This is a genomic window from Streptomyces sp. NPDC059169 (assembly GCF_042755225.1).
Classification (GTDB): domain Bacteria; phylum Actinomycetota; class Actinomycetes; order Streptomycetales; family Streptomycetaceae; genus Streptomyces.
The window spans coordinates 336,183-350,571 of record NZ_JBHZCF010000008.1 but is presented as its reverse complement, the minus strand read 5'-3'; the positions used below and the strand labels follow the sequence as shown (position 1 = coordinate 350,571).

The 14,389-nt window shown below is 69.7% G+C and carries 8 protein-coding genes and 1 pseudogene; 5 read left to right on the top strand and 4 right to left on the bottom strand.

Annotation, left to right across the window (positions count from 1 at the left end; genetic code table 11):
- Position 1 precedes the first annotated feature (1 nt).
- Positions 2-1,189 (bottom strand): winged helix-turn-helix domain-containing protein, encoded by a 1,188-nt coding sequence (locus ACFXOM_RS17975; protein WP_384931014.1) that lies wholly within the window; start codon positions 1,187-1,189, stop codon positions 2-4.
- 147 nt (positions 1,190-1,336) lie between these two features.
- Positions 1,337-1,909: a GNAT family N-acetyltransferase gene (locus ACFXOM_RS17970; RefSeq protein ID WP_385038423.1), complete on the bottom strand. Its 573-nt coding sequence runs from the start codon at positions 1,907-1,909 to the stop codon at positions 1,337-1,339.
- Between the two features lie 262 nt (positions 1,910-2,171).
- On the opposite strand from ACFXOM_RS17970, the gene secA reads away from it, so the two are divergent.
- Both secA and ACFXOM_RS17960 read left to right on the top strand, forming a co-directional pair.
- Positions 2,172-4,991 carry a preprotein translocase subunit SecA gene (gene secA / locus ACFXOM_RS17965; RefSeq protein WP_384931019.1) on the top strand — a complete coding sequence of 940 codons (2,820 nt, stop codon included), beginning with the start codon at positions 2,172-2,174 and terminating at the stop codon, positions 4,989-4,991.
- A gap of 157 nt (positions 4,992-5,148) precedes the next feature.
- Positions 5,149-5,905: pseudogene (locus ACFXOM_RS17960) on the top strand (transposase).
- A gap of 263 nt (positions 5,906-6,168) precedes the next feature.
- Here ACFXOM_RS17960 and ACFXOM_RS17955 read toward each other — a convergent pair.
- The gene (locus ACFXOM_RS17955) at positions 6,169-6,612 is read right to left on the bottom strand and encodes an Rv3235 family protein (RefSeq protein ID WP_384931022.1); all 444 of its coding nucleotides are present in this window, start codon (positions 6,610-6,612) and stop codon (positions 6,169-6,171) included.
- Between the two features lie 259 nt (positions 6,613-6,871).
- On the opposite strand from ACFXOM_RS17955, the gene ACFXOM_RS17950 reads away from it, so the two are divergent.
- Both ACFXOM_RS17950 and ACFXOM_RS17945 read left to right on the top strand, forming a co-directional pair.
- Positions 6,872-7,378, top strand: coding sequence for a DUF6912 family protein (locus ACFXOM_RS17950; RefSeq protein ID WP_384931025.1), 507 nt, complete (start codon positions 6,872-6,874; stop codon positions 7,376-7,378).
- Positions 7,379-7,437: 59 nt separating this feature from the next.
- Positions 7,438-8,100: an HAD family hydrolase gene (locus tag ACFXOM_RS17945; protein WP_385038420.1), complete on the top strand. Its 663-nt coding sequence runs from the start codon at positions 7,438-7,440 to the stop codon at positions 8,098-8,100.
- A gap of 217 nt (positions 8,101-8,317) precedes the next feature.
- Here the strand turns inward: ACFXOM_RS17945 and ACFXOM_RS17940 are convergent, their stop codons facing one another.
- A complete protein-coding gene (locus ACFXOM_RS17940; protein WP_384931033.1) occupies positions 8,318-8,884 on the bottom strand; it encodes a DJ-1/PfpI family protein in 567 nt (188 codons plus the stop codon).
- A gap of 487 nt (positions 8,885-9,371) precedes the next feature.
- Between ACFXOM_RS17940 and ACFXOM_RS17935 the strand changes: the two genes are divergently transcribed.
- Positions 9,372-14,336, top strand: a complete 4,965-nt coding sequence (locus ACFXOM_RS17935) for an NAD-glutamate dehydrogenase (protein WP_385038418.1) — start codon at positions 9,372-9,374, stop codon at positions 14,334-14,336.
- Positions 14,337-14,389 lie beyond the last annotated feature (53 nt).

The window sequence follows — 14,389 nt, the reverse complement described above, 5'->3', positions numbered from 1 at the left end:
CTCAGGTGAGAGCGGCGACCAGGGGCGCCGTCAGCTCCGGGCGGTCCACGTGCTCGACGCGCACCGTGTCGCATCCCACCCACCGGGCAGCCTCGAGCAGCGCCTCAGCCATGGGACGCACGGCCTTCGGGGTGTCCAGGGACACCTGCTTGGCGACCAGCGTCGTGCCCTCTCGGGCCGGGTCGACCCGCCCGAGCAGCCTGCCGCCCGACAACAGCGGCATCGCGAAATATCCGTACACCCGCTTCGGCTTGGGGACGTAGGCCTCCAGGCGGTGGCTGAAACCGAAGATCCGCTCCGTGCGTGCCCGTTCCCAGATCAGTGAGTCGAACGGTGACAGCAGCGTCGTACGGTGCCTGCCGCGCGGCTCGGTCGCCAATGCCAGGGGATCGGCCCAGGCCGGTTTGTCCCAGCCCTCCACGCGCACCGGCACCAGGCCCGAGTCCGCGACCGCGGCGTCGAACTGCTCGCCCTTGAGCCGGTGGTAGTCGGCGATGTCCGCACGGGTGCCCACGCCGAGGGAACGGCCCGCCAACTGCACCAGCCGGCGCACGCACTCCGCATCGTCCAGATCGTCGTGGAGCAGCCCGTCGGGGATCGCCCGCTCGGCGAGGTCGTACACACGCTTCCAGCCGCGCCGCTCGGTGCACACCACCTCGCCGTACATCAGCGCCCGCTCGACGGCGACCTTCGCTTCCGACCAGTCCCACCACGGGCCGCCGTTCTTCGCGCCGCCGAGCTCGGTGGCGGTCAGCGGCCCCTCCGTGCGCAACTGCTTGATCACCGTCTCGTACGCGCCGTCCGGAAGCGTGTGGCCCCAGTGGGGGCGGGCACGGTAGGCGCGGCGGCGGAAGGCGAAGTGCGGCCATTCCTCGACGGGGAGGACGCAGGCCGCGTGAGACCAGTACTCGAACGCCTGGGGCCGCGGCCGAGGGGCTCCGTCGGCCGCCGTCCAGTACGCGTCCTCAACGGCCCTGCGACCCACCGCGCCGAGTCGGGCGTACGGAACCAACTCGTGCGAGCGTGCGAGCACCGAGATCGTGTCCAACTGGACGGCTCCGAGGTGCCGCAGCACACCCCGCACCCCACCGCGGCGGTCGGGCGCGCCCAGGAACCCTTGTGCGCGCAGGGCTATGCGACGGGCTTCATCGGCGGACAACTCGGCAGTGGGCGGCGGCGCAGTGGTCATGGTCCGCACCCTAGACGGCGCCTCTGACAACCCGCCTGAACAGGGGATCACCCCGCCCCGGCCGGGAGCCCGTGGCACCCGGGCGCCGCTCGTGCCGTCGTCGCCCTCGGCCGGGCCCATGGGGCCCGTCCACCGGCGGACGGCGGTTCAGACTCGCGCGGGAAGGTACGGAAGGGGGCACGGCAGGCCCAGGTCCGACGGGAGCAGCGCGGCGACCCAGCAGTCCCGCATCGTCCCCCTGCTCTCCAGGCCCCCTCGCTGGACGCCCTCGACCGTGAACCCGGCCCTCTCGGCGACGGCGCGCGAGCCTGCGTTGCCGACCTCGGCCCGCCATTCCAGACGGGTGCACGCCAGCTCGGTGAAGGCCCAGCGCGCCATGGCCAGCGTGATCTCGGTCGCGTAACCCTTGCCCCGGTGCTCCTTGGCCGTCCAGAAGCCGATCTCCCAGGAGCCCGACCGCGGGTGGTGCAGGCTGGTCGACGCGATGAGCGGACCGCCGTCGCGAGGGCGCGCGGACAGTGTGTACTCCGTGTCGTTGCGCCAGCCCTCCGGCACCGTCAGCCCGACGAACTCCTCCGCGTCGCGGAGTTCGTACGGTGAAGGGATGGGGATCCAGCGCTGGATGTCGGGGTCCTGACAGGCCGCGCGGACCTCTTCCGCGTCCTCCGCCGAGAAGGGGACGATCCGTAGTCGCTCGGTGACGAGGGTGATGGGCTGCATACGGGGATTCTCGTGACTCTCCGTGGCCCGTGCGAACACTTTTCGGGAACGGCGGCACCTTCCGCGCCCCGCGTGCGTTCTCCTGGTGAGCGGCAGCCGGCCCGTGCCCGGGGTACACGTTGGGCGTGCCCCGAGGGAGGACCTCCCGGCGCGGCGGGGTCCTCGCTTACGATGGCCGTTGCGGTGGGGCCCACCTGCCGTGCCCGCGCCAGTGTCCGACAAGACCCAGTGCCAGGCCCGACCGGCAAGGAGACCAGCCTCAGTGTCCGTCTTCAACAAGCTCATGCGTGCAGGCGAAGGCAAGATCCTGCGCAAACTGCACCGCATCGCGGACCAGGTCAACTCCATCGAAGAGGACTTCGTCAACCTCACCGACGCCGAGTTGCGGGCGCTCACCGATGAGTACAAGGAGCGCTACGCCGACGGCGAGAGCCTCGACGACCTGCTGCCCGAAGCGTTCGCGACCGTCCGCGAGGCCGCCAAGCGCGTGCTCGGCCAGCGCCACTACGACGTCCAGCTGATGGGCGGCGCGGCGTTGCACCTCGGGTACGTGGCCGAGATGAAGACCGGTGAGGGAAAGACCCTGGTCGGCACGCTGCCGGCGTACCTCAACGCGCTTTCCGGCGAGGGCGTCCACCTGATCACGGTCAACGACTACCTGGCCGAGCGCGACTCCGAGCTGATGGGCCGGGTGCACAAGTTCCTCGGCCTGACCGTGGGCTGCATCATCGCCAACATGACGCCGGCGCAGCGCCGCGAGCAGTACGGCTGCGACATCACGTACGGCACGAACAACGAGTTCGGCTTCGACTACCTGCGCGACAACATGGCGTGGTCCAAGGACGAGCTCGTCCAGCGCGGCCACAACTTCGCGGTCGTCGACGAGGTCGACTCGATCCTCGTCGACGAGGCCCGTACGCCGCTGATCATCTCCGGCCCGGCGGACCAGGCCACCAAGTGGTACGGCGACTTCGCCAAGCTGGTCACGCGCCTCACCAAGGGCGAGCCGGGCAACCCGCTGAAGGGCATCGAGGAGACCGGCGACTACGAGGTCGACGAGAAGAAGCGCACCGTCGCCATCCACGAGCCCGGCGTCTCGAAGGTCGAGGACTGGCTGGGCATCGACAACCTCTACGAGTCGGTGAACACCCCGCTGGTGGGCTACCTGAACAACGCCATCAAGGCCAAGGAGCTCTTCAAGAAGGACAAGGACTACGTCGTCATCGACGGCGAAGTCATGATCGTCGACGAGCACACCGGCCGTATCCTCGCCGGCCGCCGCTACAACGAGGGCATGCACCAGGCGATCGAGGCGAAGGAAGGGGTGGACATCAAGGACGAGAACCAGACCCTCGCCACGATCACCCTGCAGAACTTCTTCCGCCTCTACAACAAGCTCTCCGGGATGACCGGTACGGCCATGACCGAGGCCGCCGAGTTCCAGCAGATCTACAAGCTGGGCGTCGTCCCGATCCCGACGAACCGGCCGATGGTCCGCAAGGACCAGTCGGACCTGATCTACCGCACCGAGGTCGCCAAGTTCGAGGCGGTCGTCGACGACATCGCGGAGAAGCACGAGAAGGGCCAGCCGATCCTCGTCGGCACGACGTCGGTCGAGAAGTCCGAGTACCTCTCGCAGCAGCTGAGCAAGCGCGGCATCCAGCACGAGGTCCTCAACGCCAAGCAGCACGACCGCGAGGCGACCATCGTCGCCCAGGCGGGCCGCAAGGGTGCCGTCACCGTCGCCACGAACATGGCGGGCCGCGGCACCGACATCAAGTTGGGCGGCAACCCCGACGACCTGGCCGAGGCGGAGCTGCGTCAGCGGGGGCTGGACCCGGTGGAGCACGTCGAGGAGTGGGCTGCGGCGCTGCCCGCCGCATTGGAGAAGGCCGAGCAGGCGGTCAAGGCCGAGTTCGAAGAGGTCAAGGATCTCGGCGGGCTCTACGTGCTGGGTACCGAGCGCCACGAGTCGCGGCGCATCGACAACCAGCTGCGTGGCCGTTCCGGCCGTCAGGGCGACCCGGGCGAGTCCCGTTTCTACCTCTCCCTGGGCGACGACCTGATGCGGCTGTTCAAGGCGCAGATGGTCGAGCGGGTCATGGCGATGGCCAACGTGCCGGACGACGTGCCGATCGAGAACAAGATGGTGACGCGTGCGATCGCCTCCGCGCAGTCGCAGGTCGAGCAGCAGAACTTCGAGACGCGCAAGAACGTCCTGAAGTACGACGAGGTCCTCAACCGGCAGCGTGAGGTCATCTACGGCGAGCGCCGCCGCGTCCTGGAGGGCGAGGACCTGCACGAGCAGATCCGCCACTTCATGGACGACACGATCGACGCGTACATCCAGGCGGAAACCGTCGAGGGATTCGCCGAGGAGTGGGACCTGGACCGCCTGTGGGGTGCGTTCAAGCAGCTCTACCCGGTGGATGCGACGATCGAGGAGCTCGAGGACGCGGCCGGCGACCGGGCCGGAATCACTGCCGAGTTCATCGCCGAGACGATCAAGGACGACATCCACCAGCAGTACAGCGAGCGCGAGAAGCAGCTCGGGTCGGACATCATGCGCGAACTGGAGCGGCGCGTGGTGTTGTCCGTCCTGGACCGCAAGTGGCGTGAGCACCTCTATGAGATGGATTACCTCCAGGAGGGCATCGGCCTGCGGGCGATGGCCCAGAAGGATCCGCTGGTCGAGTACCAGCGCGAGGGCTTCGACATGTTCACCGCGATGATGGAGGGCATCAAGGAGGAGTCCGTCGGCTACCTGTTCAACCTGGAGGTCCAGGTCGAGCAGCACGTCGAGGAGGTCCCGGTGCAGGACGCCGGGGAGAAGCCCTCCCTCGCGAAGGAGGACGCCGTTCCGGCGGGCGCGCGCCCCGAGATCCGTGCGAAGGGGTTGGAGGCGCCGCAGCGCCCGGACCGGCTGCACTTCACCGCACCCAAGGTGGACGGCGACGGCGGCATCGTCGAAGGCGACTTCGTCAACGGCGACGGGTCCGCACGGTCCGAGTCGGACGGTCTGACGCGTGCGGAGCGCCGCAAGGCCCAGAAGAGCGCCGGAGGGCGCCGACGCAAGAAGTGACGCCGCCGGCGCGCGGAGCACGTGCGACGTAGGCGTGGGGTGAGGGGCTGGGCGCCGGGTGGGACGCTGTTGGTTAATTCCGGCTCTCGCGTGACGTCGGCTCCCAAGACCTGGTTGTGGTCTTGGGAGCCGACGTTGTCGTTTGGGGAGGGTGTCGATGTCGGTGCAGCCGCGGGGGCCGGGGGAGATCCCGGTGGAGACGGTGCGGGTGGCACGGGCGGCCTTCCCGAAGGGCAGTCTGGCGATCCGGGTCCGCGATGAGCTGGGGGTTCTGTTCACGGATGAACAGTTCGCGGACTTGTTCCCGGTGCGGGGGAAGCCTGCCTGGTCACCGGGGCGTCTGGCGATGGTGCTGGTGTTGCAGTTCGTGGAGGGTTTGACCGACCGGCAGGCCGCTGAGGCGGTGCGGGCCCGGATCGACTGGAAGTGGACGCCTTCACCATCGACTGGGACAACCAGCACGTGACCTGCCCGAACGGGATCACCAGCACCCAGTGGCACAACCGCCGCTCCGAAGAACACCTGCCCGTGATCCGAGTTCGCTTCTCGCCGGCGGACTGCCGCACCTGCCCCACACTCCGGAGCTGTGTCAGCTCGCCGAAGGCCCAGCGCCGGGAGATCACCCTGCGGCCCCGCCACGAATACGAAGCCCTCCATCAGGCCCGGAACCTTCAGGCGACCGACGCGTGGAAGGACCGCTACAGATCCGTGCCGGGATCGAAGAAACCATCTCCCAAGGAGTACAAGCCTGCGGCCTGCGCAGATCCCGCCACCGCGGACTCGGCAAGACCAGCCTCCAGCACCAGCTCACCGGCGCCGCGATCAACCTCATCCGCATCAACGCCTGGCTTACCGACCAACCCCGCGCCCACATCCGGACCAGCCCCCTGGCAGCGCTTCGCCCCGCCGCATAACGACGGGGCGAAGTATCAAGGGCCAGGGATTCGCCAACAGCGTCCCGGTGGGTGTCCGGCCTCCGCCGCGTCCGGGCCGCAGTACCCGGCGCCGGACGGACGCGGCACGGCCCGGGCTCGTGGCGGCGTGGCGCCCGGCTCGTGGTGGCTGCCGGCCGCCGCGCCGGTGGGTCGGAGCCGACGTGCGCTTTTCCCCGCTCCCTCGGTCCGTGCGCCGTCGGCGCGCGCCTGGCTCTGCGCCGCTCCCGTCCCGAGCGGTGGCGTCACCCGGCGTCGACCGTGATGCGTTCGCCGCCGAGTTCCACGGCGGCGCAACGCCAGCGGAGGTCGTGCCCCCTCTCCAGCCGGAAGGCCATGGCGCGCACCCGGTCACCGGTGGCGATACGGGCGAAGGCCTCGATGACGCCGGGGCGCGGTACGTACTCGTCGCAGTGGCGGACGACCGGTCGCGGGCCGTTCGATCGCAGCGGGGTGGCCGGGGCGAGTCGTACGAGGGATTCGTAGGCGTCGCCGATGGTGTGGCCGAGCATCCAGTGGACCGGCCGATGGCCGCTGAGGACTGACAGCAGGCGTTCGGCGAACCAGTAGCGGGGCAGGCGGGAGCGGCCCGTGGGAGACGGTACGGGGCCGCGCTGGGCCCGGCCGGGGCCGCGTCCGTCATGGCGGTTCCCGGGGCCGGTGCGCGTCCTGCCAGGGATGTGCTGCATGGTCGTCGCCCTCCGATACTCACAAGTAACTTCGTGTGGGGATCTTGTACGGGGCGCCGACGGCCGTCGCAAACCACGGTGGATCGGGCGGAGAGGGCCCGGAAAATGCACCTATCCGGGTGAGGGAAGCGCCCTGTGGGGCCGAACCGGGTGGCCGCCGGGGGCGTCGTGCTGACGCCGGGGCCACTGCAAGGGGAAGTCCGAAAGGGGACTCCGCACGTATCCTTAGGTGCTCACCCGACTACGAAAGCGGCCAGCCATGCGCGTCTACGTCCCCCTGACCCTCCCCGGTCTCGCAGAGGCGTACAAGGCGGGCGAGTTCGGTCCCGCCCCGCTGACCGCCTACGCGGTGACGCCCGCCCTGCGCGAGTGGTACGTCTCCGACGACATCGAGGAGCTCGAGTACGCCGCGCTGAACCGGGCCGCGGCCGCGTCGCTGCGGCTGCTGGCCGGTGATCCGGGTGCGCCGCGCCGCCGCGTCGTCGTGGCCGTTGACGTACCGGACGGCGCCACGAGCACGGACCCCGGGCCGATGCTGGGGTCGACGTCCCTCGGCGAGGTGCGGATCGCGTCGTCGGTCCCGCTCACCGAAGCCGCCTCGGTGCACGCGGACTCCGACGAGGCCGGTGCCGACGTGGCCGCGGCGGCGGACGCGTTGGGTGCGGCGGACCACGGGGACGACGACGCCCAGTTCGTCGTCGACGGAGCGGAGGACCACGAGCTGCTCTGGTTCGGGGTCCAGGAGATCCCCGGGCTCATCGGCTGACCCCCGCGGGCCCGGTCCACGGCTCCGGCCGTCACACCCGCCCGGTACCGTTGCTAGGCATGGGGAAGTACACCGCGCATCTGGTCTGGGACTGGAACGGCACGTTGTTCGATGACATCCACGCGGTCATCGAGGCGACCAACGCGTCGTTCGCGGAGTTGGGGCTGGACCCGATCACGCTCGAGCGCTACCGGGACCTGTACTGCGTGCCGGTGCCGCTCTTCTACGAGCGGTTGATGGGGCGGCTGCCCACGGACGACGAGTGGGCGATCATGGACGCGGTCTTCCACAGGCACTACTGGCTGCGGGCCGAGGCGTGCGGGCTCACCATCGGCGCGGCGGAGCTGCTTGCCGAGCGCCGATCCGAGGGGCACACGCAGTCGCTCTTGTCGCTCGCCCCCCACGAGCACCTGGTGCCGATCGTCCGGCGCCACGGCATCGAGGAGCACTTCGTCCGCGTCGACGGCAGGACGGGCGGGTCGCACGCCGGCAAGACGGAGCACATGGTGCGGCATCTCGCGGCGCTGGAAGGCGTCAGGGCGGACCGCATCGTGGTCATCGGCGACGCGGCTGACGACGCCGTCGCCGCGGCGCACGTGGGGGCGAAGGCCGTGCTCTACACCGGCGGATCCCACAGCAGGAGCAGCTTGGAGTCGGCGAGGGTGCCGGTCGTCGACACTCTCGCGGAGGCCGTGGCGGTCGCCGAGGAACTGGTGGCCTAGCCGTACCCGCCGGCGCCCCGCATCCAGGAGAGCCTCCGCTCGGGCCCGTGAGCCGGCGGGCTCGGGCGTCGCCCACGCGGTGCCGGGGCTCTGACGTGCCTCCGGGCGGGTCGGTCCGCCGGCGCACGATGCGCATGTCGATCGGCGTGCCTCCGGACGTCAGACGGGCACTCGTGAAGGTGCCGGCCCGCCGGTGCCCGACATGCTTCCCCGAGCGTCAGGTCGCCGGCGCCTTGGTGCGCAGCACTTTGAGGAACTCGCGCATCCAGGCGGGATGGTCGGGCCAGGCCCGGGACGAGATCAAGGTGCCGTCGACCACGGCCTGGGCGTCCTGGAAAGAGGCGCCGGCCGCCTGCATGTCGAGTTCGAGGGCGGGGTAGGACGTCACCCTGCGCCCGGTGAGGCTGCCGGTCGCGGCCGTCAGCAGCGGACCGTGGCAGATCTGGGCCACGGGCTTGTCGGCGTCGAAGAAGGACTTGAGGATCTTGCGGAGTTCCGGATCGTTGCGGAGGTACTCGGGGGCGCGGCCGCCCGGGATGACGACTGCCGCGTAGGCGCCCGGATCGACCTCAGAGAAGGCCAGGTCCGCCGGCCAGGTGTAGCCGGGCTTCTCGGTGTAGGTGTCGAAGCCGGGTTCGAAGTCGTGCACCACGAACCGGAGCTTCTTCCGGGCCGGGGCTGCGACGTGGACTTCGTACCCCTCCTCGAGCAGCCGCTGGTAGGGGTAGAGGACTTCCAGGGACTCGGCTGCGTCGCCGGTGACGATCAGGACCTTCACGCTCATGGCTACTGCTCCCCTGTATCGTATTTCTTATATTGATTTGTCGGCCTTCGGCCCCACACCGTCAACCTGCCTCCCTGGCGGTTGTTTGCCAAGGGGCCACGTGTCGCTGTCCAGAGTGTCAAACTTCCGGCCCCACTTTTGTACACATACGGCTCATGACGGGGCCGGGGTGCGGGGCGATAGCCTTATGGCGTGATCAGCGCGATACGCCTCGGGGGCACCGAAGCCCCCGGATCGCGCCCGGAACGCCACAGCGGCCGGGTGCGAGCTGATCTTCCCTGCGGTTCCGCGCCTCTCCGCGGCCCGTACGGACATGGTGGACCGCGTCGCGGTCCCGTTCCGGGTCCCCTGCCCATCTTGGCCGATTTCGGCCCGGACACCTCTCACCCCGGCATAACGTCGAAGCCGAGCGGACACCCCGTTTCGTGGCGTTGTGCCTTCTTTTCCACCGACGTCACGCAACGGCGCGCGACAGGAGCCAGAGGACATGCAGACCAAGCTGGACGAAGCCAAGGCCGAGCTGCTCGAACGGGCCGCCCGGGTAGCTGAGCACAGCCCGGGCGGGGGGCGACTTCCGACTGGGCCCGACGGCGGGGGGCGTCCTGATCAGGACCATCTCCTCGCCTACCTCCAGCGCTACTACCTGCACACCGCTCCCGAGGACCTTGCCGACCGCGACCCCGAGGACGTGTTCGGTGCCGCCGTGGCGCACTACCGGCTGGCGGAGAACCGCCCGCAGGGGACGGCCAACGTCCGCGTGCACACCCCGACCGTCGAGGAGAACGGCTGGACGTCCAGCCACTCCGTCGTCGAGGTCGTCACCGACGACATGCCCTTCCTCGTCGACTCCGTCACCAACGAGCTGTCCCGTCAGGGCCGCGGCATCCACGTCGTGATCCACCCGCAGGTCGTCGTGCGCCGTGACGTCACCGGCAGGCTCATCGAGGTGCTGACCGGTGGCTACGACACGCGCAGCGGCGCCCGCAAGAGTGTGGAACTGCCGCACGACGCTCTCGTCGAGTCCTGGATCCACGTCGAGATCGACCGCGAGACCGACCGCGCCGACCTGAAGCAGATCACCGCCGACCTGCTGCGTGTCCTCTCCGACGCCCGCGAGGCGGTGGAGGACTGGGAGAAGATGCGCGAAGCCGCACTGCGCATCGCCGAGGAACTGCCCGGCGAGCCCACCGCCGACGACCTGCGCGACGGCGAGGTCGACGAGGCGCGCGAGCTGCTGCGGTGGCTCGCCGAAGACCACTTCACCTTCCTCGGCTACCGCGAGTACACCCTGGTCGACGGCGATGCGCTGTCCGCCGTCCCCGGCACCGGGCTCGGCATCCTGCGCTCCGACCCGGACCACAGCGGCGACGACGCCCACGGCCACCCCGTGAGCCCCTCCTTCAACCGGCTGCCCGCCGACGCCCGTGCCAAGGCCCGGGAGCACAAGCTGCTGATCCTCACCAAGGCCAACAGCCGCGCCACCGTGCACCGCCCGTCCTACCTGGACTACGTCGGCGTCAAGAAGTTCGACGACCAGGGCAACGTCATCGGAGAGCGCCGGTTCCTGGGGCTGTTCTCCTCGGCCGCGTACACCGAGTCCGTGCGCCGTGTCCCGGTCATCCGCCGCAAGGTCGCCGAGGTCCTCGACGGCGCCGGCTTCTCGCCGCACAGCCATGACGGCCGCGATCTGCTGCAGATCCTGGAGACGTACCCGCGCGACGAGCTGTTCCAGACCCCGCCCGAGAAGCTGCGCGAGATCGTCACCAGCGTCCTCTACCTGCAGGAGCGGCGGCGGCTGCGACTGTACCTGCGTCAAGAGGAGTACGGACGCTACTACTCGGCGCTCGTCTACCTGCCGCGCGACCGTTTCAACACCACCGTCCGCGAACGTCTGACCGGCATCCTGATGGAGGAGCTCGACGGCACCAGCGTCGACTTCACCCTGATGAGCACCGAATCGGTGCTGACCCGGCTGCACTTCGTGGTGCGCGTGGCGTCCGGCACCGAGCTCTCCGAGCTCACCGACGCCGACCGGGAGCGCATCGAAGCCCGGCTCGTCGAGGCCGCCCGCTCCTGGGCCGACGGTTTCGCCGAGGCGCTCAACGCAGAGACCGGTGAGGAGCGCGCCGCCGAGCTGCTGCGCCGCTACGGCAACGCCTTCCCCGAGGGCTACAAGGCCGACCACTCGCCGCGCGCGGCGGTCGCCGACCTCTGCCACCTGGAGCAGCTCACCCGTTCGGGCAAGGACTTCGCGCTCTCCCTCTACGAGCCCGTCGGTGCGGCGCCCGGCGAGCGTCGGTTCAAGATCTACCGGATGGGGGACCAGGTCTCCCTGTCCTCCGTGTTGCCGGTCCTCAACCGCCTCGGCGTCGAGGTCATCGACGAACGGCCGTACGAGCTGCGCTGCGCGGACCGCACCCACGCGTGGATCTACGACTTCGGCCTGCGGATGCCCGTGCCCGCGGGCAACGGCGGCGACTACATCGGCGACGACGCCCGCGAGCGGTTCCAGGACGCCTTCTCCGCCGTGTGGACCGGGGCGGCGGAGAACGACTCGTTCAACTCGCTGGTGCTGCGCGCCGGGCTCACCTGGCGCGAGGCCGTGGTGCTGCGGGCCTACGCCAAGTACCTGCGCCAGGCCGGATCGACCTTCAGCCAGGACTACATGGAGGACACCCTCCTCAACAACGTCCACACCACCCGGCTGCTGATCAACCTGTTCGAGGCCCGGATGGCCCCGGACCGCCAGCGTGCCGGCACCGAGTTGATCGACGCCCTGATGGAGGAACTGGACGCCGCGCTCGACCAGGTCGCGTCACTCGACGAGGACCGCATCCTGCGCTCCTTCCTCACGCTCATCAAGGCGACGCTGCGCACCAACTTCTTCCAGGAGGCGGGAGGCGGTACCCCGCACGCCTACGTGTCGATGAAGTTCGACCCGCAGGCCATCCCGGACCTGCCCGCGCCACGCCCGGCATACGAGATCTGGGTGTACTCGCCCCGGGTCGAGGGCGTGCACCTGCGCTTCGGCAAGGTCGCGCGCGGTGGTCTGCGATGGTCCGACCGGCGCGAGGACTTCCGTACGGAGATCCTCGGCCTGGTCAAGGCGCAGATGGTGAAGAACACCGTGATCGTGCCGGTGGGCGCGAAGGGTGGCTTCGTCGCCAAGCAGCTCCCGGATCCGTCGGTGGATCGTGACGCCTGGCTCGCCGAGGGCATCGCCAGCTACCGCACCTTCATCTCGGCGCTGCTGGACATCACCGACAACATGGTGGCGGGCGAGGTCGTGCCGCCGCACGACGTGGTGCGCCACGACGAGGACGACACGTACCTGGTCGTCGCAGCCGACAAGGGCACGGCGACGTTCTCGGACATCGCCAACGAGGTCGCCCTCTCGTACAACTTCTGGCTCGGCGACGCGTTCGCCTCCGGTGGTTCGGCCGGCTACGACCACAAGGGCATGGGCATCACGGCGCGCGGTGCCTGGGAGTCCGTCAAGCGGCACTTCCGCGAGCTCGGCCACGACACCCAGACCGAGGACTTCACGGTCGTCGGCGTCGGTGACATGTCCGGTGACGTGTTCGGCAACGGCATGTTGCTGTCCGAGCACATCCGCTTGGTCGCGGCGTTCGACCACCGGCACATCTTCATCGACCCGGAGCCCGACGCGGCGGTCTCGTACGCCGAGCGCCGCCGGCTGTTCGAGCTGCCCCGCTCGTCGTGGGCCGACTACAACTCGGAGCTGCTGTCCGCCGGCGGCGGCATCCACCCCCGCAGCGCCAAGTCGATCCCGGTCAACGCCCATGTGCGCGAGGCCCTCGGCATCGAGCCGGGCGTCACCAAGCTGACCCCGGCCGAGCTGATGAAGGCCATCCTCCAGGCCCCGGTGGACCTGCTGTGGAACGGCGGCATCGGTACGTACGTCAAGTCCTCCGGCGAATCCAACGCCGACGTCGGCGACAAGGCGAACGACGCCATCCGCGTCGACGGCGACGACCTGCGGGTCAAGGTCGTCGGCGAGGGCGGCAACCTGGGCCTGACCCAGCTCGGACGCATCGAGTTCGCGCGCGGCGGCGGTCGGGTCAACACCGACGCCATCGACAACAGTGCGGGCGTGGACACCTCCGACCACGAGGTGAACATCAAGATCCTGCTGAACGGGCTGGTCGCGGAAGGCGACATGACGGTCAAGCAGCGCAACAAGTTGCTCGCCGCGATGACCGACGAGGTCGGCACGCTGGTGTTGCGCAACAACTACGCGCAGAACGTGGCGCTGGCCAACGCCGTGGCCCAGTCGCCGAGCCTGCTCCACGCCCACACGCGGTTCATGCGCCGGCTCGGCAGGGAAGGCGCCTTGGACCGGGCGCTGGAGTTCCTCCCGAACGACCGGCAGGTCCGCGAGTTGCTGAACAACGGCAAGGGTCTGTCCCAGCCGGAACTCGCCGTCCTGCTCGCCTACACCAAGATCACGGTGGCCGAGGAACTGATCGGGACCTCGCTGCCGGACGACCCGTACCTGCGCCGGCTGTTGCACGCGTACTTCCCGAAGCCGCTGCGGGAGAAGTTCTCCGAGGCGGTCGACGGCCACGCGCTGCGCCGCGAGATCGTGACGACCGTGCTGGTCAACGACACCGTGAACACCGGTGGGTCAACGTTCCTGCACCGGCTGCGGGAGGAGACCGGGGCGTCGATCGAGGAGATCGTCAGGGCGCAGACCGCCGCCCGCGCGATCTTCGGTCTGGGCGCGGTCTGGGATGCCGTCGAGGCGCTCGACAACGAGGTCGCGGCCGACGTGCAGACCCGGATGCGGCTGCACTCGCGGCGGCTCGTCGAGCGCGGCACCCGCTGGCTGCTCGGCAACCGGCCGCAGCCGCTGGAGCTCACCGAGACCATCGACTTCTTCTCCTCGGGCGTCGAACAGGTGTGGGGCGAGCTGCCGAAGGTGCTGCGCGGCCTGGACCTGGAGTGGTACCAGGGGCAGCTCGAGGAGTTCACGGCCGCGGGCGTCCCCGAGAGCCTGGCCACGCGGGTCGCCGGATTCTCTTCCGCCTTCCCGATCCTCGACATCGTCGCGATCGCCGATCGCACGGGCAAGGCCCCGCTGGCCGTTGCCGAGGTCTACTACGACCTGGCCGACCGGCTGCGGATCACCGAGCTGATGGACCGCATCATCGAGCTGCCGCGGGCCGACCGCTGGCAGTCCATGGCCCGTGCCTCCATCCGCGAGGACCTGTACGCGGCGCACGCCGCCCTGACCGCGGACGTGCTGGCCGTCGGCAACGGCTCGTCCGCGCCCGAGGAGCGCTTCGAACAGTGGGAGCAGAAGAACGCCGCGATCCTCGGCAGGGCGCGGACGACGCTGGAGGAGATCCAGAGCTCCGACACGTTCGACCTGGCGAACCTGTCGGTCGCCATGCGGACGATGCGTCAGCTGCTGCGCACGCGTAGTTGATCCGTCGGCCGGCCGGCCGGGCGAGGCCGGCGGCCGCGGGACGAGGGGCGCCC

Coding starts and splice junctions, on each gene's coding strand:
- ACFXOM_RS17975 (WP_384931014.1), bottom strand. CDS start 1,189: ATGACCACTGCGCCGCCGCCCACTGCCGAGTTGTCCGCCGATGAAGCC.
- ACFXOM_RS17970 (WP_385038423.1), bottom strand. CDS start 1,909: ATGCAGCCCATCACCCTCGTCACCGAGCGACTACGGATCGTCCCCTTC.
- ACFXOM_RS17955 (WP_384931022.1), bottom strand. CDS start 6,612: ATGCAGCACATCCCTGGCAGGACGCGCACCGGCCCCGGGAACCGCCAT.
- ACFXOM_RS17950 (WP_384931025.1), top strand. CDS start 6,872: ATGCGCGTCTACGTCCCCCTGACCCTCCCCGGTCTCGCAGAGGCGTAC.
- ACFXOM_RS17945 (WP_385038420.1), top strand. CDS start 7,438: ATGGGGAAGTACACCGCGCATCTGGTCTGGGACTGGAACGGCACGTTG.
- ACFXOM_RS17940 (WP_384931033.1), bottom strand. CDS start 8,884: ATGAGCGTGAAGGTCCTGATCGTCACCGGCGACGCAGCCGAGTCCCTG.
- ACFXOM_RS17935 (WP_385038418.1), top strand. CDS start 9,372: ATGCAGACCAAGCTGGACGAAGCCAAGGCCGAGCTGCTCGAACGGGCC.